The sequence below is a fragment of the Paenibacillus chartarius genome (assembly GCF_042432825.1).
In the GTDB taxonomy this organism is placed as follows: domain Bacteria; phylum Bacillota; class Bacilli; order Paenibacillales; family NBRC-103111; genus Gordoniibacillus; species Gordoniibacillus chartarius.
This window is the reverse complement of record NZ_JBHLWN010000077.1, coordinates 288,696-311,012: the sequence shown is the minus strand read 5'-3', so window position 1 is coordinate 311,012 and position 22,317 is coordinate 288,696. Positions and strand designations below refer to the sequence as shown.

General features: G+C 55.9%; 21 protein-coding genes. 19 read left to right on the top strand and 2 right to left on the bottom strand.

The features are described from left to right. Nucleotides 1-58: 58 nt before the first annotated feature. The 3 genes from ACFFK0_RS21220 to ACFFK0_RS21210 are packed head-to-tail and all read left to right on the top strand — an operon-like array spanning nucleotide 59 to nucleotide 2,419. Complete coding sequence (locus ACFFK0_RS21220) at nucleotides 59-904, top strand: helix-turn-helix transcriptional regulator (RefSeq protein WP_377472359.1); 846 nt, start codon at nucleotides 59-61, stop codon at nucleotides 902-904. Nucleotides 905-922: 18 nt separating this feature from the next. After that, nucleotides 923-2,242, top strand: a complete 1,320-nt coding sequence (locus ACFFK0_RS21215) for a deoxyguanosinetriphosphate triphosphohydrolase family protein (protein ID WP_377472358.1) — start codon at nucleotides 923-925, stop codon at nucleotides 2,240-2,242. Between the two features lie 27 nt (nucleotides 2,243-2,269). Beyond that, entirely contained in the window at nucleotides 2,270-2,419 is a 150-nt protein-coding gene (locus ACFFK0_RS21210) for a hypothetical protein (protein ID WP_377472357.1), read from the top strand. A gap of 61 nt (nucleotides 2,420-2,480) precedes the next feature. Here the strand turns inward: ACFFK0_RS21210 and ACFFK0_RS21205 are convergent, their stop codons facing one another. Beyond that, complete coding sequence (locus ACFFK0_RS21205; RefSeq protein ID WP_377472355.1) at nucleotides 2,481-3,500, bottom strand: YpdA family putative bacillithiol disulfide reductase; 1,020 nt, start codon at nucleotides 3,498-3,500, stop codon at nucleotides 2,481-2,483. 141 nt (nucleotides 3,501-3,641) lie between these two features. Between ACFFK0_RS21205 and ACFFK0_RS21200 the strand changes: the two genes are divergently transcribed. The 16 genes from ACFFK0_RS21200 to ACFFK0_RS21125 all read left to right on the top strand — a co-directional run bounded on the left by ACFFK0_RS21200 (nucleotide 3,642) and on the right by ACFFK0_RS21125 (nucleotide 21,132). Next, nucleotides 3,642-4,505, top strand: coding sequence for an MBL fold metallo-hydrolase (locus tag ACFFK0_RS21200; protein ID WP_377472354.1), 864 nt, complete (start codon nucleotides 3,642-3,644; stop codon nucleotides 4,503-4,505). Between the two features lie 212 nt (nucleotides 4,506-4,717). Further along, a complete protein-coding gene (locus ACFFK0_RS21195; RefSeq protein ID WP_377472353.1) occupies nucleotides 4,718-6,088 on the top strand; it encodes an ABC transporter substrate-binding protein in 1,371 nt (456 codons plus the stop codon). A 63-nt stretch (nucleotides 6,089-6,151) separates the two neighbouring features. Then, nucleotides 6,152-7,033, top strand: a complete 882-nt coding sequence (locus ACFFK0_RS21190; protein WP_377472352.1) for a carbohydrate ABC transporter permease — start codon at nucleotides 6,152-6,154, stop codon at nucleotides 7,031-7,033. Next, entirely contained in the window at nucleotides 7,030-7,845 is an 816-nt protein-coding gene (locus ACFFK0_RS21185) for a carbohydrate ABC transporter permease (protein WP_377472351.1), read from the top strand. Before ACFFK0_RS21190 ends, ACFFK0_RS21185 begins: the two co-directional genes overlap by 4 nt. A gap of 82 nt (nucleotides 7,846-7,927) precedes the next feature. Continuing rightward, nucleotides 7,928-9,694 (top strand): sensor histidine kinase, encoded by a 1,767-nt coding sequence (locus ACFFK0_RS21180; protein ID WP_377472350.1) that lies wholly within the window; start codon nucleotides 7,928-7,930, stop codon nucleotides 9,692-9,694. Next, nucleotides 9,679-11,295: a response regulator gene (locus ACFFK0_RS21175; RefSeq protein ID WP_377472348.1), complete on the top strand. Its 1,617-nt coding sequence runs from the start codon at nucleotides 9,679-9,681 to the stop codon at nucleotides 11,293-11,295. Before ACFFK0_RS21180 ends, ACFFK0_RS21175 begins: the two co-directional genes overlap by 16 nt. Nucleotides 11,296-11,316: 21 nt before the next feature. After that, nucleotides 11,317-12,465 carry a galactonate dehydratase gene (gene dgoD / locus ACFFK0_RS21170; protein ID WP_377472347.1) on the top strand — a complete coding sequence of 383 codons (1,149 nt, stop codon included), beginning with the start codon at nucleotides 11,317-11,319 and terminating at the stop codon, nucleotides 12,463-12,465. A 144-nt stretch (nucleotides 12,466-12,609) separates the two neighbouring features. Beyond that, nucleotides 12,610-12,858 carry a membrane protein insertion efficiency factor YidD gene (yidD, locus tag ACFFK0_RS21165; protein ID WP_377472346.1) on the top strand — a complete coding sequence of 83 codons (249 nt, stop codon included), beginning with the start codon at nucleotides 12,610-12,612 and terminating at the stop codon, nucleotides 12,856-12,858. 127 nt (nucleotides 12,859-12,985) lie between these two features. Beyond that, on the top strand, nucleotides 12,986-13,207 hold the full coding sequence (locus ACFFK0_RS21160; RefSeq protein WP_377472345.1) for a hypothetical protein: 222 nt from the start codon (nucleotides 12,986-12,988) through the stop codon (nucleotides 13,205-13,207). Between the two features lie 76 nt (nucleotides 13,208-13,283). Next, nucleotides 13,284-15,293, top strand: a complete 2,010-nt coding sequence (gene metG / locus ACFFK0_RS21155) for a methionine--tRNA ligase (protein ID WP_377472344.1) — start codon at nucleotides 13,284-13,286, stop codon at nucleotides 15,291-15,293. A gap of 188 nt (nucleotides 15,294-15,481) precedes the next feature. After that, a complete protein-coding gene (locus ACFFK0_RS21150) occupies nucleotides 15,482-16,066 on the top strand; it encodes a TetR/AcrR family transcriptional regulator (RefSeq protein ID WP_377472343.1) in 585 nt (194 codons plus the stop codon). Between the two features lie 115 nt (nucleotides 16,067-16,181). After that, a complete protein-coding gene (locus ACFFK0_RS21145; protein WP_377472342.1) occupies nucleotides 16,182-17,615 on the top strand; it encodes an MFS transporter in 1,434 nt (477 codons plus the stop codon). Nucleotides 17,616-17,755: 140 nt separating this feature from the next. Next, nucleotides 17,756-18,727: a metal ABC transporter substrate-binding protein gene (locus ACFFK0_RS21140; RefSeq protein ID WP_377472341.1), complete on the top strand. Its 972-nt coding sequence runs from the start codon at nucleotides 17,756-17,758 to the stop codon at nucleotides 18,725-18,727. Nucleotides 18,728-18,773: 46 nt separating this feature from the next. Continuing rightward, entirely contained in the window at nucleotides 18,774-19,577 is an 804-nt protein-coding gene (locus tag ACFFK0_RS21135) for a metal ABC transporter ATP-binding protein (protein ID WP_377472340.1), read from the top strand. 21 nt (nucleotides 19,578-19,598) lie between these two features. Then, the gene (locus tag ACFFK0_RS21130; protein ID WP_377472339.1) at nucleotides 19,599-20,408 is read left to right on the top strand and encodes a metal ABC transporter permease; all 810 of its coding nucleotides are present in this window, start codon (nucleotides 19,599-19,601) and stop codon (nucleotides 20,406-20,408) included. Between the two features lie 10 nt (nucleotides 20,409-20,418). Beyond that, entirely contained in the window at nucleotides 20,419-21,132 is a 714-nt protein-coding gene (locus ACFFK0_RS21125; protein ID WP_377472338.1) for a cytochrome c biogenesis CcdA family protein, read from the top strand. A gap of 98 nt (nucleotides 21,133-21,230) precedes the next feature. Here the strand turns inward: ACFFK0_RS21125 and splB are convergent, their stop codons facing one another. Further along, a complete protein-coding gene (splB, locus tag ACFFK0_RS21120) occupies nucleotides 21,231-22,292 on the bottom strand; it encodes a spore photoproduct lyase (RefSeq protein ID WP_377472337.1) in 1,062 nt (353 codons plus the stop codon). Between the last annotated feature and the right edge of the window lie 25 nt (nucleotides 22,293-22,317).

Below are 22,317 nucleotides of genomic sequence, written 5' to 3'. Positions count from 1 at the left end.
GTACGTGGTATGCTGTGGCTAATCCATCCTAGCGATTTGCGAGGTGCAGCAGCCAACGATGAACGTCTCTGCAACGCGGCCGTATCGGCTTGACTATTCGTACCGTTCGACCGGTCCGATCGACGCGATTTTTCACTCGCACCAGCATTATGAAATATATTATTTTCACGAGGGCGTCTGCAATTATTTGATCGGCGACCGCATCTATACGCTGCAGCCGGGCGATCTTATTCTTATGAACGGCTTGACGCTGCACTGCGCAAAGATTGATAAGAAGGTGCCTTACGTCCGAACGATTATCCATTTCGATCCGGATTCGCTGCAGCCGCTGCTCGCTTGGAGCCAATCGGTCAACGTGCTGCAGCCGTTCCAGGAGCTCGCCAACGTCAGACTGTCGCTGGACGGGACGGACCGGGAGCAGATCGAGCATAGCCTGCATCTGCTCGGAACGAAATACGACCGCAGCGACCCTGTAGGCGAAGGACGGTTTCGGCTCGCTTTCGCCGATCTGCTGCACGTCGTGTATACGCTTTGCCGGAAGCCGATGCAGCACCGCGACCCGCCGACCGAGAAGGAGCGTACCGTGCAGCGCATCGTCTCCTACCTGGACAATCATTACGCCGACGATTTGCATCTCGAGGAGCTGCAGGAACAGCTGCACATGAGCAAATTTTATATGTCGAAGCTGTTTAAAGACGTGACCGGCGTCACGATCTTCGAGTTTTTGTACCGCCGCCGCATCAATCAAGCGAAAATCGAATTCATGCTCAACCCCGGCAATACCGTAACGGACGTCTGCTACCAGGTCGGCTTCAAGCATTTGGCACATTTCAGCCGCATGTTCAAGCAGCAGGTCGGCGAGACGCCGGAGCAGTACAAGCGCCGGGTGCAAACGAATACTTAAGTAAGGATGGGAGCCGCCATGGACGTTAGAAAAATCCGACTGAACGAGAAGCCCGATACCAAAGTCAGCGAAGACCGGGAGGAATTCGAACGTGACTATGCGCGGCTGATCTCATCGCCTTCCATCCGCAGGCTGCAGGGGAAATCGCAGGTGTTCGGCGCCGGCTCGGGCGATTATTACCGCACAAGGCTGACCCATTCGCTGGAAGTGGCGCAGATTGCCCGCGAGGTGGCGCGCCGGCTGCGCCGCACGTACGATTTTCTCGGCAGGCAGGAGCACCCGGGTCTATGTCTCGATCCCGTTGTCGTCGAATGCGCGGCGCTGGCGCACGACCTCGGCCACCCGCCGTTCGGTCACAAGGGCGAAGAGGTGCTCAACCGGCTGCTTGAGGACGAATACGAGATGAAGTACGAGGGCAATGCGCAAAATTTTCGCATTCTCATGTTTCTCGAGAAACGCGCCGGCAGCGACCACGGCCTGATGCTGACCGCAGCCGTTCTGCTGGCGATCAACAAATATCCGTACCTGATCGACGAGCCGGGACGGCATAAGGGCGTGTACGGCACGGAGTGGTTCGGCGGCATCGGCGAGCTGCGCAGCCTATGGGGGATGCCGCACGGCTGCTCGACGCTCGAAGCGCAGCTGATGGATTTGTGCGACGATATCGCGTATTCCACGCACGATATCGAGGACGGCATTCGCGCCGGCAAAATCCAGATGAACGCCGCCTTCCTGTCCGACGAAAGGCTGCTGCGCCACCTCGTGCTCGAGATCGTGAAAGACCAAGCGGCGACCGGCCTCGGCTGGGAAACTGTGAACGTGCCGGCTATGGTCAAGCGCGTGCTGATGGAGTACCTCGATCAATGGCGGATCGTCTACACGGAAAGCGGCTTCGAGGAGTCGCGCACCCGCCGCGAGATGAAGGCGCGCTGGGTCAGCTTGTTCGCGTCGCGGGTCGGGATCGTTGACGATACATTGAAGGGCTGGAAGAAGGTCACGTTCGTCAAGGACGGGGCGGAGGACATCGAGCTGCTGCGGACGATGGAGATCCTGAAGAAGCTGGCCTGGGTGACGCTGGTCAAAGATTTCCGCGTGCAGCGGCTGCAGAAGCGGTCCGAAATTATTCTCGAGAGCTTGTGGATGTCGTTCATCGATCCCGATAAGGGGGAGTGGATCCTGCCGCCGGATTGGGTGGACAGCTACGAGCGGAACAAGGAAATATGGACGTGGCCGCGATTCATCGCCGATTACATCTCCGGGATGACCGATTCGTATGCGGAGAAAGTATACGCCGAGCTGTTCGCTTCCAAGTCGGGCTCGATCTACGAAATGGACTAGACATATTTTTGCCGGGACTGGCGCACCATGAAGTTGAAGCGTACGCCACTGACGGAAAGGAGGCTGCACGTGATGGGCGACTCCCCGACCAGGCCGAACGGCTCCCAGCATGTCGAACCCCCTTCGGACGACCCGAAAAAGCAGGGCCGATCAGCTGCCAAGAAGAAGTCGAAGTAATAGAAAACAGCTCCTCTTTCCGGACCGGAAGGAGGAGCTGTTTGGCATATTTCGATGCATCCTACGAACGGGATGCCGCTACGGCACGCTGCGCGGCAATATGCTTTGCGATGTGCACGCCGTGAAAACGGCCGGATTCGATAAAAATTTCGTTGGCGTTGCGGCCTGAAGCGATCACGCCGGCTACATACAGTCCGGGCACGTTCGTCTCCATCGTGTCGGGGTTAATGAGCGGCTTATCGGTCAGCTCCTCCACCTGTACGCCTGCGTCCTCCAGCAGCTTGCGGTTCGGGCGATAGCCGGTCAGCGCCAGCACGAAATCGTTGTCCCATTCCTCGCGGCGTACCGCGCCGTCCTCTGCAGCCGATTCGACCGTAATCGACCGCGGCTGGATGGCGATCACGCGGGAGCGGTACCGCATCGCGATGCGTCCGTTCGCGACCGCGGCTTGAAACAGCGGCTTCACCCACGGTTTGACGCTTTGCGAGGCTTCGTCGCCGCGATAAACGATCGTTACGGACGCACCGACCTTGATCAGGTCCATCGCTGCGTCGACGGCGGAGTTGTTGCCGCCGATGATCGCAACCTTCGTCCCGGTGTACGGATGCGCTTCACGGTAATAGTGCGTGACGTTCGGCAGCTCTTCCCCCGGAATGCCGAGCAGGTTCGGATGATCGAAGTAGCCGGTAGCGACAATTACCCTGCGGGCTGAGGTGATCCGTACGGTGCCGGCCCTGTCCTTTGATACGACTTCGAATGCAGCGTCGCCGTCCGATGGAATCGGACGAATCGCCGTTACTTCTTCGTACGACCGTATTCTGAGGCCCGCATGCGCGGCCACGCTGCGGTAATAGCTTAACGCCTCGTCGCGGTAGGGGTTCGTATGAGGTGAGGAGAACGGGATATCGCCGATGCCGAGCCGGTCGGCGGTGGAGAAAAATTGCATGCGAACCGGGTATAAGTAAATGGAATGAGCCAAACAATGTTTTTCCAGAATCAATGCGTCGATGCCGATCTTGCGCAGCTCCAGCGCGGCTGCCAGTCCGCACGGACCCGCGCCGACAATAACCGCTTGTTCCATCCGGTCTTCCGCTCCTTATCGTTTCTTTATCTAATGTTGCATGCTTTATCGTACCTTATCGTGGGACTGATTGCCAGTGCAGTGCCTGACGGACGGCCTGTATGCTATGATAGGGGGAAAATCGTTCCATTGGAGGTAAACATGGCATCCATACCCGCATATCGTTCCGGAGCATCGCTGTTAAACCAGATGGCGGCGACTGCCGTGCCGGTTGGCGCCGTCGCCGTCTGGCATCTCGGACAAGAATCCGTCGTCCTGAAGGGCGGCGGCATGACGATTTATATCGATCCGTATTTAAGCGATTCGGTGAACGAGGTCACGAACGGGCAAAGCCCCCGCAAATTTGCTTCGCCGCTGCAGCCGCATGAAGTAACGAACGCCGATGCCGTGTTCATCACGCACGACCATCTCGACCACTTGGATCCATGGACGCTGAAGGATTTGGCGGCGGCATCGCCGCAAGCGGCGTTCGTTTGCCCGGTGCATTGCATCCCGATGTTAACGGACATCGGCATCGCAAGAGAGCGCATTCACGGTGTCAACGCCGGGCAGACGCACAGGGTCGGGGCGCTTCAATTCACGCCAGTCGCCGCCAAGCATGAGGAGTTCACCGTCGATGCGGACGGAAATCATGCGTTTCTTGGCTATGTCTTCCGGCTGAACGGCGTTACGGTCTACCATGCCGGAGACACGATCGGCTTCCGGGAGCTTGCCGAGGAGCTGGAGAAGCAAGATATCGACATCGCTATGCTGCCGATTAACGGACGCGACTTCGCCCGTTTCGCCAAAGGTCTTGTCGGCAATATGGATTTCCGCGAGGCGGTGGAGCTCGGGCGCCACATCGGCGCAGACCTGCTCGTTCCGCTGCATTACGATTTGTTCGAGAAGAACACGGAAAATCCGGCTTACTTCGTCGACTATATTCAGCGCTATTATCCGCAGCAGAAGTTCAAGATGCTCGTTCCCGGCGAGCGGATGCTGTATTTGTCGGAGCGGGACGAGTGAGCGACTAAGCCCCACCGCATTTTACATATGATTGTATGGCTCTCGTCCGTTGGACGGGAGCTTTTTTTTCGTGAGCTCTTATGGACAAGTTTGTTTATTCGTAGTTATCGATGTTTAGGATTCGTTATATCTTGCAAAGTGTATGATAAGGTAAAGTAAATACATGAAGGAAAACGCTTTCCTATCAGACAACAACATCCGGGAGGTCAACCATGAAAACTACATTCCGCAAGTGGATGAGCACTGGCACCGTCATCGTCGTAGCGGCGGCAATGGCCGCGGGCTGCGGCAGCAGCGCGAATACGAATACGGCATCGAATGAACAAACGAATGCGGCAACGGATGCGAAGAAGACGGCTGGAAACGAACCGAACGCCAAGCCTCACGCGGGTAAGACGGTTAACCTCGTAACGGCCAACCACCCTTGGGCGGAAGCGATTAAGCCGCTTCTGCCAGACTTCGAGCAGGCAACGGGGATCAAGGTGAAGGTCGAAAGCTTCTTCGAGGATCAGCTGACCCAGAAGCTGACTGTCCAGTTTACTTCCGGCTCGGCAACGCCGGACGTGTTCATGTATCGTCCGCTGCAGGAAGGCAAGCTGTTCTACAAGAACGGTTGGGTGCACCCGCTGGACGAATATACGACGAAAGATCCGGCCTACGACTTCAACGATTTCTCCAAATCGGCCATCGGGTCAACGACGGTTGACGGCAAGCTGGTAGGCATTCCGGTCATTACCGAGCAGGAAATTTTGTACTACCGCAAAGATTTGCTGCAGAAGGCGGGCATCGCCGTGCCGAAGACGCTCGACGAGCTCGCGGCGGCCGTCAAGAAGCTACATGATCCGAAGAATGAAATTTACGGCTTTGTCGCCCGCGGCCAGCGTTCGCCGCTAGTCACGCAGGTGTCGTCATTCCTGTACTCCGAAGGCGGAGACTTTATGAAGGGCGATAAAGCGACGATCAATACGCCGGAAGCGATTAAAGCGTTCACCACGTACGGGACGCTGCTGAAGGATTACGGTCCACCGGGCGTGCTGAACATGTCTTGGCCGCAGGCGATCGGCATTTTCGCTCAAGGCAAAGTGGCGTTCTACACGGACGCGAATTCGATCTACAGCAATGCGACGGATCCGTCCAAGTCCAAGATCGCGGATCAAGTCGGTTTCGCCTTATTCCCGGCAGGTGCAGCGGGCTCCAAGCCGTACAATATCACGTCGTGGGGACTCGCCATGAATGCCAAGTCAGCTAATAAGGAAGCAGTGTGGGCGTTTATCCAATGGGCGACGAGCAAGGACGTCGTGCTGAAGACGCAGCAAAAAGGCAACCCGGGTGCGCGCGCTTCCGTCTGGGATAATCCGGAAGGCTCCGTCGGCTTCCCGAAAGAGCTCGCTCCGGTCATCAAGGAAAGCGCCAAGGGCGGTGTCGACCATGACCGTCCGACCGTCATCTCCGTCGGCGAAGCCCGCGACGCCGTAGGCGAAATCGTCCAGAAGGTGATGACCGGCGATACGAATATTCAAGCAGTAGCCGATAAGGCGAATCAAGCACTGCAAGCGATTATTGACAAAGACAAGACCAAATAACGTCAACGCTGCGAAAAGGGTCATGCGAATGACCCTTTTCCATTACGGAAAGGATGAACCGACATGCAATATAGCTGGTTTGACCGCAACTTGAAATGGATTTATACGCTGCCGGCTGTACTGTTCGTTCTGCTGATGATGCTGTTCCCGATCATATATACCGTTCGGCTCAGCTTCTTTGAATGGAGCATGTCGGCAACGACGCCGCCCAAATGGGTAGGCTTCTCGAATTATATCGAGCTGTTTCGCGACGAACGGTTTTGGCACGCGGTAGGATCGACGTTTTATTTTACCATTGCCGCTCTAGCCGCCGAAGTCGTGCTTGGGATCGCTACCGCCGTTCTGCTGTCCAGGGAATTTAAAGGGAAAAGTCTCGTGAAAACCGTATTCCTGCTGCCGATGGTCGCGACACCGGTGGCGATGGGCCTCGTATGGATGCTCATTTATGAACCGTCGATCGGCGCGGCGAACATGATGCTGAAGACGCTCGGCCTGGAGCCGCTGCTTTGGATCGCGGACCCGAGCCAAGTCATTCCGTCGCTTGTCATCGTCGACGTTTGGCAATGGACGCCGATGATCTCGCTGATTATTATGGCCGGCATCGCTACGCTGCCAAGCGATCCTTATGAAGCTGCCGACGTTGACGGGGCCAGCCCTTGGCGGAAGTTTTGGTCGATCACGCTGCCGCTGCTGAGACCGACGATTTTGGTTGCCGCCATGCTACGTCTCATTGATGTGCTGAAAACGTTCGACATCATTTACGCCACGACGCAAGGCGGTCCGAATTTCGCTTCGGAGACGCTCAACTTGTACGGCTATGTACAAGGCTTTCAATACTTTAAGCTTGGCTCAGCCTCGGCTCTGCTTGTCCTCTTCTTCGCTATCGTCATGGGGCTTACCTTACTGTTGATTCGGATTCGCAAGCGATTGGAGGAAGCGGCATGAGGAAACATCGAGGTCTTCGCTTTACCCAGTCGATCCTCACGTATGTCGTGATTGTCGTGTTCGCTTTCCCGTTCGTATGGATGCTGCTGGCATCTTTCAAAACGCAGGCGCAAATCATGTCGACGGATCAGTTGTTCATCTTCAAGCCAACGACAAAAAATTACACAAGCGTGTTCCAAGAATACGACTTCCTGAAATTTATCGTAAACAGCTTCATCGTCGCGCTCGGCTCGACGCTGCTGTCCTTGCTGCTCGGACTGCCGGCCGCCTATGCGATTGCGAGGCACCATCTGCATAAGCTTGGTCTGCTCATTCTGGTCGCGCGTATCATTCCGGGCATTACGTTTTTGATTCCGTGGTTTATTTTGTTCTCCAAGGTTCAACTGGTCGATACGTATGCCGCCTTGATTTTGAGCCATATGCTCGTCGGCTTGCCGTTCATTATTTGGATTATGATCTCTTTCTTCGAAGCGCTTCCGACGGAGATCGAAGAGTCGGGGCTCATTGACGGTTGCTCGCACCATCAGGTGTTTATGCGCATTATTTTGCCGATTTCAGGTCCGGGGGTTATAACCTCTTCGCTGCTTTCGTTTATTTTCTCGTGGAACAACTTCATGTTCTCGATCATTTTGGCCGGAGACAAGACAAAGACGCTTCCGATCGCGGTATTCAATTTCATGTCGTATTCGGAAATCAATTGGGGAGCGCTTATGGCCGCGGCATGTATCATTACGCTTCCGGTACTGATCATTGCCCTGCTTGCGCAGCGTTATGTCGTCAGCGGTCTCGCCGCCGGCGCCGTCAAAGGGTAAGCGGGGGGTGAGCGTGAATTCGCGGAGTCTCTTATGCTACACTTAGGGGACAACGTGACGAGACGGAAAGGAAGATCGGCGAATGCCGTTCAGACTGAATATTTTCAGCAAGATTGTCATATTGCTCCTGCTGCTTCTCTGTCCGATCTTGATTCTGTACGGCTTAACGAATCAGATTACAAACCGCGTCGTGCAGGAGCAAATCGAGTCGGCGAATTTGAACCAGCTGTCCTTCTTCCTGCATCAGCTGGATGCGAACATCGAGCAGCTGTCGATGTTTCCGGTCATTCTCGGGTACGATCCGTATATCAGAGAGTATATCGATCAATCGGGTTCGCCGGGCTACGACCGCTTGAAAGCGCAGTCCCGCATCCAGGAGAAGCTTAGCCTGCAAAGCGTTTCCGGCGGCTGGAGGAACGAGCTGACCTTGGCGCTGACGAAGGAGCATACGGCGTTATCGTCAAGCATCTTCTTGAACGGTGCCGACTTGCTGTCGACGAACCGGCCGATTTACCGGACATGGATGTACGACTCGGCGAGCGGGAGAAACGGATCGTTCATCAGGGAAGTCGGCGAGCCGTTCCGCGCCGAGACGCTGTACCAGACCGCCGCTCTTTATCAGGTGAGGTTCGACAATCAAAATATCATCCATCTGCTCGACGTCTACAAACAGGACCGGAGAAGCGATCCGTTCTTGTATCATGCGGACTATCCTTCGATAATGAATAGTACGTCGGATGCCGGCGTCACCGCTTCGATTATCGCCCGGCTTGCCGGTCAACCGCTAAGCGGCGCCGGTCAGCAGCTGGTCGACATAGATCGACAGCGGTATTTGGTCAGCTATGTCGGGTCCGCACAGCTCGCCGGCTGGTTCTTGATCGATTACGTGCCGGTGCAGAAAATCATGTCGCCGATTACGATGAGCCGCAACTTGTTCTACGTTACGATCGGGCTGCTGTTGATCATGAGCATTCTCGCCGCGTTCCTGCTGTATCGCAACGTTCAAGTCCCGATTATCAATATGATCCGAAGCGTTCAGAAGATGAAGCGCGGCGATCTGTCTACGCGCATTGCTTATCACGCCAAAAATGAATTCGACTATCTGATCCAGAGGTTTAATGAAATGGCCGAGCAAATTCAAGTGCTGATAGAAGACGTTTACGCCGAAAGAATACGTTCGCGCGAAGCGACGCTCAAGCATTTGCAAGCGCAGATTCATCCGCATTTCCTGTACAACTCGCTGTTCTTTATTATTAATTCCGCAGAACTCGGGGACAAGGAGTCCGTCGTCGCCATGTCGCAAAATTTGGCGGAGTTTTACCGCTATACGACGAGAGCGGAGAAGCAGACGGTGACGCTGCGGGAAGAGGTGGAGCACGTCCGCCATTATCTCAATATCCAGAACCTTCGCATCCACCGCCTTCATTTTGACATTTCCGTTCCGGATGAGATGCTGGGCGAGCGCGTCCCGCGCTTGATTTTGCAGCCGCTTGTGGAAAATGCGATCGTGCACGGCATCGACAAGACGCCCGACGGCGACCGGATCACGATAACCGGCGGGCAGGACGAGCGCTTCAATCGGATCGTTGTCGAGGATAACGGCGCCGGGCTCAGCAAGGAAGAGCTCAAGCTGCTCGTAAAGCAATTGGACGATCAGATGTCGGATGAAATCGGCTGCGGAACGTGGAACGTGCATCACCGGCTGTATTATGAATTCGGAGAAGGCTCGGGCCTTGCATTCGAACACGGCGACCAAGGCGGACTGCGGGCAATCCTGACCTGGAGCCGCGGCACGGCGCAGCTGCCGCATACGACAGTAAAGGAGCATACCGCATGGCCCAACTCTTAATCGTCGACGACGAAATCCATGTCGTCGAACGGCTGTATGCGACGATCGACTGGGCGTCCATCGGAATCGAGCAGGTGCATAAGGCGTTATCCGGTCGGGAGGCGCTTCAGCTGCTGGCTCAGTGGTCGATTGACATCATTATCTCGGATATCCAAATGCCGGGTATGTCCGGCCTGGAGCTGCTCGGCGAAATTAACCGCCGCTGGCCGAAGACGAAGTGCTTGCTGCTGTCCGGATATTCCGAATTCGAATATGCGAAGGAAGCGATCGCTCAGCGGACGGAGGATTACTTGCTTAAGCCGATCACCGAGCAACAATTGCTGGCCGCCGTCAAGCGTGTCAAGGATAAGCTGCAGGCCGAATGGGAGGAGGTCGTGTCCAAGCAGCGGCTGACGTATACGTTCAAGGAGCATTTGCCGCTGCTGCGCGGAAACTTGTTGAACGAGCTGCTGCAGGGCCGCAGGCTGTCTGAGAAGACGCTGCGGGACAAGATGCAGGCGCTGGAGCTGCCGGATTTCGAGAATCACCCGTTCGTCATCATGATGATCCGGTTGGAATCGTACTTCCTCGATTATGACTGGCGCAGCCTTTCGCTCCTCGAATACGCCGTGTCCAATATGGTCGAAGAGCTGTATGCCGAGCACTGCGACTCATGGCATACGAAAGACGATTACGGGTATTTGGTGTTCGTCATGAAGCTGAAGCCGAACTCGGCGACTAAGGAGGATGGCGCGTGGTTCGAACGAACCGCCAGTGCACTGCAATCGGCGGTAAGAGACTATCTGAAGGGCAGCATATCCATCATGGTCAGCACATGGGGAACGTTTCCCGCCGACCTCCAGCCGCTATATCAACGCTCCTTGAGCGCCTTTCGCCAGCGGATCGGCAGCGAGCGGGAGCTGCTCATGAGGCTGCAGGAGGAGGATGGCCGGACCGGGCTGACTTCGCTGCAGAGCCTGTACGAGCCGCCTACCTTGCATCAGCTCCTGGAGGCGGGGCGTTGGACGGACATCGAGGAGAAGCTGTCTGCGGTGCTATCCGAACTGGAGACGACTTATTCGGAATCCCAGGAGCATCTGCTTGAGGTGTATTTTTGTATGGCATCGGCCTTCGCCTATATCGCGCATAAGAACGGCAGGCCGCTTCACGAGCTGATCGGAGGGGACTACGACCGGATGACGGAAGGCGTGCCTTTCCGTACCGTTAACCAGCTGCGCGGCTGGGCATACCGCGTGCTCCATCAGCTGAAGCAGGATGCCGAGCAGGAAACGCGGAACTCCCGGCAATCGCTCATCAACGATATCCGGTCCTTCATCGAAACGAACCTGGCCAGCGATGTGTCGCTGCAGTCCATTGCCGATCATGTGTACCTGCATCCGGTCTATGTGTCCAAAATTTACAAGCTGGAAACCGGCGAAAATTTGAGCGACTACATGAACCGCATCAGAATGGACAAAGCCGAGCATATGCTGAAGCACAGCCAAGAAAAAATTTACGAGATCGCCGCCAAGCTCGGCTATCAGCGTCCGCATTCGTTCAATCACGCGTTCAAGAAGCAATACGGCATGACCCCGCAGGAATACCGGGACCAATTCTCTTAACGAAGAAGGAGAGACGAACCGATGAAAATTACAAACCTGGAGCTGTTCAAAGTACCTCCCCGATGGCTGTTTCTCAAGGTGGAAACGGACGAAGGCATCACGGGATGGGGAGAACCGGTCGTCGAAGGCAAAGCGGACACTGTAGCCGCTGCGGTTAAGGAAATGAGCGGTCACATCATCGGCCAAGATCCGATGCGGATTGAAGACATGTTCCAAGTGTTGTACCGGGGCGGCTTTTATCGGGGCGGTCCGGTACTGACCTCCGCAATATCGGGGATCGAGCAGGCGCTTTGGGATATTAAAGGCAAGTTCTACAACGCGCCGATCTATGACCTGCTTGGCGGCGCATGCCGCGACCGGACGCGCGTCTACTGCTGGATCGGCGGCGACCGGCCGAGCGATGTCGGAGAGGCGGCGAAGCGGCAAGTGGAGGCGGGCTTTACTGCGGTAAAAATGAACGCGACGGAGGAAATGCACTACATCGATTCCTACAGCAAAGTGGATGCTGCACTCGCCCGGATTGCGGCCGTGCGCGAGGCGGTCGGAGGCGATGTAGGCATCGGGATTGATTTTCACGGACGGGTACATAAGTCGATGGCCAAAATTCTCGCCAAAGAGCTTGAGCCGTTCCGACCGATGTTCATTGAGGAGCCCGTGCTGCCGGAAAACAATGAAGCCCTGAAGGAAATCGCCCGTTACACCTCGTGTCCGATCGCGACCGGGGAACGGATGTACACCCGCTGGGGCTTCAAGGAGCTGCTTGCTCAGGGCATCGTCGACATTATTCAACCGGATCTTTCCCATGCCGGCGGCATTCTGGAGACCCGCAAAATTGCCGCTATGGCCGAAGCCTATGACGTCGCCGTTGCCCCGCACTGCCCGCTCGGACCGATCGCGCTGGCCTCATGTCTGCAGCTCGACACGTGCTCGCCGAACGCGTTCATTCAGGAGCAGAGCCTCGGCATTCATTACAACCAGGGCAGCGATCTGTTGGATTATCTCAAGGATCCATCCGTGTTCCGCTATGAGGACGGCTATGTCAACAACTTGACCGGACCCGGCCTCGGCATCGAAGTGAACGAGGACAAGGTACGGGAAATGGCCGCGATCGGACACGATTGGAAAAATCCGGTATGGCGGCAAGAGGACGGTACGGTCGCGGAGTGGTAAACGCAATTTTAATCCGAAAGTCCGGCCAAGCGGCAGGGCTTCTGCTTTCATAAAGCCGTAACCCTCCACGCTCCGCTTCATTCTCTTTTCTGTGCGAAATGCGCTATAATAGAGGGGATTGCGACTGCTTACGGGAGGCTGGAGATGGCCGTGAAGAAGCTGCTGCAGGCGCCTATTCATGTTTACCGCAAATGGATTTCCCCGCTGAAGCCGCCGACGTGCCGCTTTTACCCGAGCTGCTCGGCTTACGCGCTGGAGGCGATCGAGGTGCATGGACCGGCCGCAGGGTCGTGGCTTGCGCTGAAGCGCATCTGCAAATGCCATCCGTTTCATCCCGGCGGGATCGATTACGTGCCGCCGCGCAAGGAACGGGGCGAGGCAGAGACGGGGTAGGAGGTTCGCCGGCTTGACAGCGGGGGGCGGTTTTCGTTATATTTTGACTAGATATGGAATGTCTCGATGAACGGATAAGTACGGGCAGGCGCCCATCTCCAGAGAGCCGGGCCAGGTGAAAGCCGGTATGGGAGGAAGCCCCGAAGATGGTCCCGGAGAGCACGCTTTCGAGCAAGCCGCGGGCGGCGCAATGGGTGCTGCGGCTGTAAGGGAGCGTCGAACGTCCCGCGTTATGGGATATGAAGCGTCGGCGGACGTTTTTGCAGCCTTCGGGCGTGCGGAAGATGCCGGCGGCTTCTGGAGCCTCGTGCGCGCAAGCGGCGAGGGAAGCCAGGGTGGTACCGCGTGAGTGCAAGCTCTCGTCCCAGGAGGACGGGGGCTTTTTGTGTTACATTGACATTAACGAATGGAGTTGGACATGGTTTATGAGCGACAACAGGAAGACGTTTTATTTGACGACCCCGATCTATTACCCGAGCGACAAGCTGCACATCGGACATGCGTACTCGACCGTAGCGGGCGACGTCATGGCGCGCTATAAGCGGCTGAGCGGCTATGACGTATGGTACTTGACGGGCACCGACGAGCACGGCCAGAAGATCGAACGCAAGGCGCAGGAGAAAGGCGTCAAGCCGCAGCAGTTCGTCGACGACATTGTAGTCGGCATTAAAGAGCTGTGGAAGAAGCTCGACATCTCGTATGACGATTTCATTCGGACGACGGACGAGCGGCATAAGAAGTCGGTCGAAAAAATTTTCCAGCAGCTGCTCGACCAGGGCGACATCTACCTCGATAAATATGCAGGCTGGTACTGTACGCCCGACGAATCGTTCTTCCTCGAGAGCAAGCTCGTCGACGGCAAGTGTCCGGATTGCGGCCGCCCCGTGGAATGGGTCGAGGAGGAAAGCTATTTCTTCCGGATGAGCAAGTACGCCGACCGGCTGCTGCAGTATTATGAGGAAAATCCGGAGTTTATCGAGCCGGAGTCGCGCAAGAACGAGATGATCAACAATTTCATTAAGCCGGGGCTGGAAGATTTGGCCGTGTCGCGGACGACGTTCGACTGGGGCATTCCGGTGCCGGGCAACCCGCGCCACGTCATTTACGTATGGATCGACGCTTTGTCCAACTACATTACGGCGCTCGGCTACGGCTCGGACGACGATGCCAAGTTCCGGAAGTACTGGCCGGCCGACGTTCATCTCATGAGTAAGGAAATCGTGCGCTTCCATACGATTTACTGGCCGATCATGCTGATGGCGCTCGGGCTGCCGCTGCCGAAGAAGGTGTTTGCGCACGGCTGGCTTCTGATGAAGGACGGGAAAATGTCCAAGTCGAAGGGCAACGTCGTCGACCCGGTGACGCTGATCGACCGCTACGGCCTCGACGCGCTGCGCTACTTCCTGATGCGGGAAGTGCCGTTCGGGCTGGACGGAACGTTCACGCCGGAGGCGTTCGTGGAACGGATCAATTACGATTTGGCGAACGACCTCGGCAACCTCCTCAACCGGACGGTCGTCATGATGGACAAATATTTTGGCGGCGTTATTCAGGAGTTCAAGCCGGGGTCGACGGAGTTCGACGCTTCGCTCATGTCGGTTGCCGAAGATACGGTCCGCCGCTATGAGGAGCATATGGAGCGGATGGAGTTCTCGCAGGCGCTGGCCGCCGTATGGGCGCTCATCGGGCGCGCGAACAAGTACATTGACGAGACGCAGCCGTGGATGCTCGTCAAGGACGAAGCGACGAGGCCGACGCTCGGCTCGGTCATGTATGCTTTGATGGAGGCGCAGCGGATCGCTTCGGTGCTGCTGCAGCCGTTCATGACGCAGACGCCGCAGAAAATTTGGGCGTCGATCGGCATCGAGCCGGGCGAGCTGACGACGCTGGCGTCCGCCCGCACGTTCGGCCTGCTGCCTAGCGGCGGCTCGGTCGTGAAGGCGGAGCCGCTGTTCCCGCGGCTCGACGTGCCGGCTGAGATTGCATACATCGCGCAATCGATGGGCGGCGGCGCGGCTGCGGCCGACGCCGGTGCAGCCGCAGCGGAGGCCGTTCCGGCCGCTGCGGAAGGTGCGCCTGCCGCGCCGGCGGTGGAGCGCGGCGAGGCGAAGGACGAAATCGGCATCGACGATTTCGGCAAGATCGAGCTGCGCGTCGCGCAGGTGCTGGCGGCCGAGCCTGTGAAGGGCGCCGACAAGCTGCTGAAGCTGCAGCTGGATCTCGGCTTCGAGAAGCGGCAAGTGGTGTCGGGGATCGCGAAGCATTACAAGCCGGAGGAGCTCGTCGGTCGCAAGGTGATCCTCGTGGCGAACCTGAAGCCGGCCAAGCTGCGCGGCGAGCTGTCGCAGGGCATGATTCTCGCCGCTTCGGCCGGCGACCAGCTGACCTTGGCGACGGTGCCGGACGGCATGCCGAACGGTGCGATTGTGAAGTAATTGCAGTGCAGAAACGCACGTTTGTGCCGCCAACGCCTGACGGCAGCTCCTTGTGGGCTCCGTTAGGCGATATTTTTTTCGAATAAGACTAAATGGTCCGGAAAATTTATTGACTAAACAGTCCGGAAATTTCTTGACTAAACAGTCTGGAAAATTGTATGATGTACAAAGAAGGGAGGTGCCATATATTGGGCAGAAGCAAAGAGTTCGATACATCGATTGTATTGCGAAAAGCGATGGAGGTTTTCGGACATTACGGCTACGAGGGGACTACGCTGCAGCATTTGCTGGATGGCTTGGGCATCGCTCGACAAAGTCTGTATGACACTTACGGAACGAAGAGAGATCTCTTCATTTCCGCGGTGAAGCATTACGTCACGGAGAAGAGCGATGCTGTCATTTCCTGCTTGGAACAGCCCGGTTCGGCAAAAGAGGCGATCGCGCGGATCTTTCATGAAGTTGCGGCTGTCTTGAAGGATGAAGAACGGCGCAAAGAATGCTTCATTCTGAACAGCGCCATCGATCAGGTGCCGCATAACCCGGAAATCGCCGCATTTTTCAATCGGGACATGGCAAGGCTGGAGCATGCGTTCTATGGGGCAATAATGCGTGCTCGCGAAATGGGAGAACTTAACGCCAATATGAACCCTCGCGCGCATGCGCAATATTTGAATCACGCGAGATATTCGTTAACGCAAGCCGCTAAATTAACGCAAGACCCGGTAGTATTGGATCATATCACGGAAGTGATTCTCACAACACTCGATAAATAATGGAGCGGCAAGTTCGCTTCATTGTATTTCGCTCATTTTGGACTAAATGATCTGGAAATTCTGCAACCTAATTAGACTAAACGGTCAAGAAAGAATGAAAGGAAGGAAAGATATCATGAAAACCGGCAAACCGAAAGGATTGGCGTTGATTCTTCTCGCATTATCCCAGTTGATTTTAGCTTTGGACTATACGATCGTCTTTGTTGCCATGCCTTCGCTTGCAGCAAGTTTAGGCTTTACGGCCAACTCCTTGCAGTGGGTCGTCAGCGCGTATTCTTTGACCTATGGCGGGTTCCTGATCGTCGGCGGCCGGCTGTCGGATTGGCTCGGGCAGCGGAGAATGTTCATGCTGGCAATGGGGCTATTCGGTCTCGGCTCTTTGCTCGGAGGCCTGGCCGATTCCCAGCTTCCGCTTATTATTGCTAGAGGAATTCAAGGTCTTGGCGGTGCCTTGCTGTCGCCTGCGACCTTGTCTTTGATCATGTCCAACTTTAAGGAAGGACCGGAACGGAATCGCGCAATGTCGGTTTGGGCATCCATGGGCGGGGTCGGACTTTCGCTGGGACTGCTGCTTGGCGGTATTTTAACCAGCTACACCGGGTGGGAATCTACTTTCCTCGTTAATGTGCCGATTGCGCTTCTCGTCATCCTGCTTTCGCCGGTCGCTCTTAAGGAGAGCAGGGCGGAAACTCATACTCGCCATTTTGACGCGGCAGGCACGCTTTCGGTTACGGCAGGCATGGTGCTCGTTGTATATTATTTGATTCAAGCTCCGGTAATCGGCTGGCTGCAGGCAGAAGTTTGGATTCCCGGTTTGATCGGCGCCGTATTGCTGATGCTGTTTGCTTACATCGAGCAGCGCACGTCCAACCCGCTCGTTCCTGTCCGGCTGCTCAAGGTTCGTAATTTGACCGGAGCTTTTCTCACTGCGGCGTTATTCTCGGCATCGTTCGGTACGCTTTATTATTTCCTTACCTTGTACACACAAGAAGTTCTGCATTACTCTGCGGTCCAGTCCGGGCTTACCTTCCTGCCATTAACGATCAGTGCGCTGCTGGGCGCGAAACTGATCAACAAGATGCTCAATAAATTCGGCGTCAAAGGCACTATTGCCAGCGGGATGGCCATCGGAGCGGTCGGCTTCATGATGCTGACTCCTCTCACGGAGGCAAGCTCGGCGTTGCATGTGATCCCCGGACTGATCGTTATCGGCATAGGTCAAGCCTTCGTATTCACCACAATGTATATTGCGGGATCTAGCGGGATTGAAATGCATGAACAAGGGATCGCTTCTTCGCTGGTCACAACGGGGCAGCAGCTTGGCGGGTCGGTCGGTCTGGCAGTTATCATGGCGATCATTTCAGCTGCGATGAGCTCAAATCATTCTTTAGAGACAATGGCGCCTACGGATTTGAACGGAGCTGTCACGCTTGCTTTTATCATTGAAGCTGTTATTGCGGTGTCCGGTATTTTCATGACGTTCGCTGCGCTCCGGTCAATGTCGAAGCAGCCGGGACAAGTCGGCATGGAAGTGACATCGCAGCATTAAGAATAGAGGTACGCCCGGCAGCCTTTAATCGTAATCATTATGAATTTCTTCTTGACGTTTCTCGCCGCTCACCCGTATAATCGGTAACATAAATCATAATGATTACGATTAATTGAGACCACTAAAGAGGTGTACCTGAAATGCGTATCCGTAATATTCGTTCCACCCTGATTATCGCTGCTGTGGCTTCGGCAGCTATGCTGGCCGGCTGCAGCCAGTCGGCCAGCAAGCAGCTGGATTCGAACAGAGTCAATGTCGTGGCTAGCTTTTACCCGTTGTATGATTTTTCCAAGAAGATCGGCGGCGAGCATGTGAACGTCATTAATGTTGTTCCGGCCGGTGTAGAGGCTCATGACTGGACGCCGAAGAGCCGCGACCTGCAGCTATTGAATAATGCCGACGTCTTTGTGTATGAAGGAGCCGGCTTTGAAGGCTGGGTGGACGATGTGCTGAAGTCGATTCCGGCGGACGGTCCGATCGTCGTCGAGGCTAGCCATAACGTACCGCTTCTGAAGCTGGAGGAGGCGGAAGAAGACGGGCACGGGCACGGTGATGAGGAAAAGAGCGATGAACATGCTCATGGTGAAGAAGGGGTCGATCCGCACATCTGGCTGAGCCCGTCGAACGCCAAAATTATCGGCGACAATATCAAGGAAGCTCTGATCAAAGCCGATCCTGCGCACAAGGCGGAGTTCGAAGCGAACTACAAGAGCTTTACCGAGAGCATGGACGCCCTCGATGCGAAGTACAAAGAGCAGCTAGGCAAAGTGAAGCAAAAGGAGCTTGTTACGTCCCACCAGTCGTTCGGGTATTTGTGCCGTGATTACGGTTTGACTCAAATGCCGATCATGGGGCTCTCGCCTGACGCCGAGCCGACCGCACAGCAAATGAAGAACATTACTACCTTCATTAAAGAGCACCAGGTGCGCACGATCTTCTTCGAGGAGCTCGTATCCGACAAGCTGGCCAAGACGCTGGCAAAGGACGCCGGTGTGGAGACGGCCGTGCTGAATCCGCTGGAAGGCTTGACGGAGGAGCAGCAAAAGAACGGTGAAGATTATGTGTCGATCATGGAGAAAAATTTACAGCAGCTGGTTAAAGCGCTACAATAGGCTGTAGATCATTAGCAAATTCAACGATTGCAAGGAGGCTGCCGCTATGGAGCAGGAGCCGAACAACAATGGATCGTCACTGAACCTTTCATGTCATAACACGATCGTCGAGATTGACCGGCTGTCGTTTCTATATGAGCAGAAGCTCGTCATCGACAACTTATCTTTTCAAGTGCTGGAACGGGATTTCGTCGGATTGATCGGAGCGAACGGAGCAGGCAAGTCAACCTTGCTCCGTCTGCTCGTAGGTTTGCTTAAGCCGACCGAAGGCGAAATTCGTTTGTTCGGCCAATCTTTGACTGCGTTCAAGCAGTGGGAGCGGATCGGCTACGTGCCGCAAAAAAACAGCTTCAACCCGCTCTTCCCGGCAACGGTGCGGGAGGTCGTCGAGTCCGGCCTGTACGGGCGCAGCAAGCTGTACAAACGATTGACGCGCGGCGACCAGCGCAAAATCGACGATGCGATGGACGTTATGAGAATCGCCGATCTCGCCTCGCGGCGCATCGGCCAGCTGTCCGGCGGGCAGCAGCAACGCGCTTTCCTCGCCAGGGCGCTCGTCAATAATCCGGAGCTGCTCATTCTCGACGAGCCTACCGTCGGTATCGACGCCGAGACTCAGCGCGGATTTTTTCAATTAATTCGGCATATGCATGAGCATCATCACATTACGTTCCTGATGGTATCCCACGATATGGACATGATGGAAGCGTACCTCGGCAAAGAACCTGCACAGAGCTGCGGCAAGCTGAAGTTTTATGTAAAGCATACGCATGCGCCGGAAGATTGCGGCGAAACGAATTTGACCCATTCACTCGATCCGGAGCGTCCGGAGTTCGCGGAAGTGACGTAATCAGCAGGGGAGACGCAGGCAGTGGACATTTTTCTCGAACCTTTTTTTCAACGGGCCATCATCGGCGGTATTTTGATCGGCCTGGCTGCGCCGCTCATGGGGACGTTCCTCGTGCTGCGGCGCCTTTCGATGATCGGCGACACGCTGGCGCACGTCTCGATCGCCGGCATCGCGCTCGGCTTCCTTATCAACGTATATCCGCTCGCCATCGGCCTTCTCTTCGCGCTGCTCGCGTCGTTCGCGATCGAACTGCTGCGGAAGACGTACAAGACGTATGCGGAGCTGTCGATCGCGATCATTATGTCCGGAGGCATCGCTTTAGCGACGTTGCTGTTCACGCTCGGACGCGACTTCAGTACGAACGTGAACAGCTATTTCTTTGGCAGCATTTACACGCTGGACAACACCGATATCGCTGTCGTCGGCGTCGTATGCGCGCTTGTGATTGCCGTCATAGCCGCGCATTTCAAGGAATTTTTCCTGATTTTCTTCGATGAAGAAGCAGCCGGGGTCAGCGGTTTGCCGGTGCGTGCCTACAATATCGTCATCACGATGCTGACGGCACTCGTCATTTGCGTAGCGATCAAAATCGTCGGCGCCTTGCTCGTGTCGTCGCTGCTGACCATCCCGGTCGCCTGCTCGCTCGTCGTCGGCCGCAGCTTCCGGCACTCGGTCGTTATGGCGATCGTGTTCTCGGAGACGGCCGTCATCCTCGGCCTCGTTTCCGCCGGGGTGTGGGACCTGGCTCCGGGAGCTACCGTTGTACTGGCATTGATTACGATGCTGATTGTTATTCTTACCGTGAAATTCAGCTTACGCCGGTCGGGCTAGGAGGAACAGCATGTCGCAAGTGAATATATGGATTGCTCTATGGGCAGGCTTTGTTTCGTTCATCTCGCCGTGCTGCCTGCCGCTGTATCCGTCCTATTTGTCCTACATGACCGGTATTTCGGTATCGCAGCTGAAGTCGGGCGACTCCACGGGACGCGAACGGATGCGGACGATGCTGCATACGCTAAGCTTTATCGTCGGATTCTCGATTATTTTCTATACGCTCGGCATCGGGGCCTCGATCGTCGGCGATACGTTCGTGGAGTACCGCAACTTGCTGCGCCAGCTGGCTGCCGTGCTCATGCTGGTCATGGGCTTGTTCCTGATCGGCTGGTTTCAGCCGCAGTGGCTCATGAAGGAGCGGAAGCTGCAGATTGGCTGGCGCCCCGCCGGATACCTCGGCTCCGTCCTGATCGGCCTCGGCTTCGCTGCGGGCTGGTCGCCGTGCATCGGTCCGATCTTGCTGTCGATCTCGGCCTATACCGCAACGCAATCCGGGGAATGGTTCGCGATGACGACCGCGTATACGCTCGGCTTCGCCATTCCTTTCTTCGTGCTGTCATTCTTTATTTCCACAACGAAGTGGATACTGAAATACTCGAGCCTGCTGATGAAAATCGGTGGCGCGGTCCTGATCGTCATTGCCGCGCTTCTGTACACCGACCAGATGACGCGCATCACGATTTGGCTGAACAGCATTACGCCGGAGTGGATGAAATTTTAATGCCGGTATAGTTTTACCGAGAAGGCAGGCAAGGCCCCTCGCGATGAGCGAAGGGCCTTTTGTTGCAGCTTGAGTGCATAGGCGGGGGACCTTCTTTATTATGTGAAGTACTCGATCTTGGCATCGGGAAATTTTTCGAAAATATGCTCGGTAATAAACTCCCGCAAAGCGGTCGCCTGCTCGTCCGGGTATACGTACTTGCCTTGGCCCCAGCGACCCCATTTGTATTTGCGCTTCTCCTCGTCCATTTCCAGCTTTGTCTTCGGATAGCGCTGCTCGATGATGCGTTTCGCCGTTTTCGTAAAGCGGTGCTGGATCATTTCGAAGGTGAGGTCGCGGGTCGCTTCCGGCGGAAGGGTGTCATGCAGCTTCTCCAGCAGCTCGGCATAGCCTTTCTCCCACCCGTCATGCCAAATAATCGGTGCAATAATGAATCCGAGCGGATAGCCGGCGCGCGCCACTTTGCCCGCGGCATCGATCCGATCGGCGAAAGCGGATGTCGAAGGCTCGAAATTTTTAATGACGTAATCGGCATTCACACTGAAGCGAAACCTCGTATGCCCGTTATGCTTCGCATCAAGCAGCGGCTCCACATGATGATATTTGGTTACGAAGCGGAGTCTGCCGAGCGGCTCCCGGCCCATGAACTCGATGTATTCCTTTAGCGAGCCGGAGATATGCTCAAGCCCGACAGGATCGGACGTACAGGCGGCTTCAAAGCGGGTAATTTCCGGCGCCCGTTCGTCGATATACTGCTTCGCTTTGCGTAGAATATCGTCGGTATTGACGTAGACGCGAATGTACGGCTTCGCCCCAAGCGTGGTTTGTAAATAACAATAATGGCAGTGTCCCATGCAGCCGGTTGCGATCGGAATCGCATATTCGGCGGACGGCTTCGACTGGTCAAAATCGAGCGTCTTCCGGATGCCGACGACGAGCGTCCGCTTGGCAATCCGGTATTTCTCGAGCTCCGACTCCCCCGGCAAATTTGTGATCCGATTGTGCGAGGAGGTGACGCGTATTTCCAGGCCTTGCGATTTCGCCCATTCGTGTATCCGCTGGCCCTTTGGGTAATCCAGCGCAGCCGGCTCGAAATAGACGAGCTCGGGAACGAATTCGGCGGTGCTGCGAACGGGCCGTTCCAGCGTAATTGTCGACATCGCCCGATCTCCCTTCACACCGATG

Bases quoted from the DNA above. Each gene is read 5' to 3' on its own strand.
- ACFFK0_RS21220 (WP_377472359.1), top strand. From the start codon at position 59: ATGAACGTCTCTGCAACGCGGCCGTATCGGCTTGACTATTCGTACCGT.
- ACFFK0_RS21215 (WP_377472358.1), top strand. From the start codon at position 923: ATGGACGTTAGAAAAATCCGACTGAACGAGAAGCCCGATACCAAAGTC.
- ACFFK0_RS21210 (WP_377472357.1), top strand. From the start codon at position 2,270: ATGAAGTTGAAGCGTACGCCACTGACGGAAAGGAGGCTGCACGTGATG.
- ACFFK0_RS21205 (WP_377472355.1), bottom strand. From the start codon at position 3,500: ATGGAACAAGCGGTTATTGTCGGCGCGGGTCCGTGCGGACTGGCAGCC.
- ACFFK0_RS21200 (WP_377472354.1), top strand. From the start codon at position 3,642: ATGGCATCCATACCCGCATATCGTTCCGGAGCATCGCTGTTAAACCAG.
- ACFFK0_RS21195 (WP_377472353.1), top strand. From the start codon at position 4,718: ATGAAAACTACATTCCGCAAGTGGATGAGCACTGGCACCGTCATCGTC.
- ACFFK0_RS21190 (WP_377472352.1), top strand. From the start codon at position 6,152: ATGCAATATAGCTGGTTTGACCGCAACTTGAAATGGATTTATACGCTG.
- ACFFK0_RS21185 (WP_377472351.1), top strand. From the start codon at position 7,030: ATGAGGAAACATCGAGGTCTTCGCTTTACCCAGTCGATCCTCACGTAT.
- ACFFK0_RS21180 (WP_377472350.1), top strand. From the start codon at position 7,928: ATGCCGTTCAGACTGAATATTTTCAGCAAGATTGTCATATTGCTCCTG.
- ACFFK0_RS21175 (WP_377472348.1), top strand. From the start codon at position 9,679: ATGGCCCAACTCTTAATCGTCGACGACGAAATCCATGTCGTCGAACGG.
- dgoD (WP_377472347.1), top strand. From the start codon at position 11,317: ATGAAAATTACAAACCTGGAGCTGTTCAAAGTACCTCCCCGATGGCTG.
- yidD (WP_377472346.1), top strand. From the start codon at position 12,610: ATGGCCGTGAAGAAGCTGCTGCAGGCGCCTATTCATGTTTACCGCAAA.
- ACFFK0_RS21160 (WP_377472345.1), top strand. From the start codon at position 12,986: ATGGGAGGAAGCCCCGAAGATGGTCCCGGAGAGCACGCTTTCGAGCAA.
- metG (WP_377472344.1), top strand. From the start codon at position 13,284: ATGAGCGACAACAGGAAGACGTTTTATTTGACGACCCCGATCTATTAC.
- ACFFK0_RS21145 (WP_377472342.1), top strand. From the start codon at position 16,182: ATGAAAACCGGCAAACCGAAAGGATTGGCGTTGATTCTTCTCGCATTA.
- ACFFK0_RS21140 (WP_377472341.1), top strand. From the start codon at position 17,756: ATGCGTATCCGTAATATTCGTTCCACCCTGATTATCGCTGCTGTGGCT.
- ACFFK0_RS21135 (WP_377472340.1), top strand. From the start codon at position 18,774: ATGGAGCAGGAGCCGAACAACAATGGATCGTCACTGAACCTTTCATGT.
- ACFFK0_RS21125 (WP_377472338.1), top strand. From the start codon at position 20,419: ATGTCGCAAGTGAATATATGGATTGCTCTATGGGCAGGCTTTGTTTCG.
- splB (WP_377472337.1), bottom strand. From the start codon at position 22,292: ATGTCGACAATTACGCTGGAACGGCCCGTTCGCAGCACCGCCGAATTC.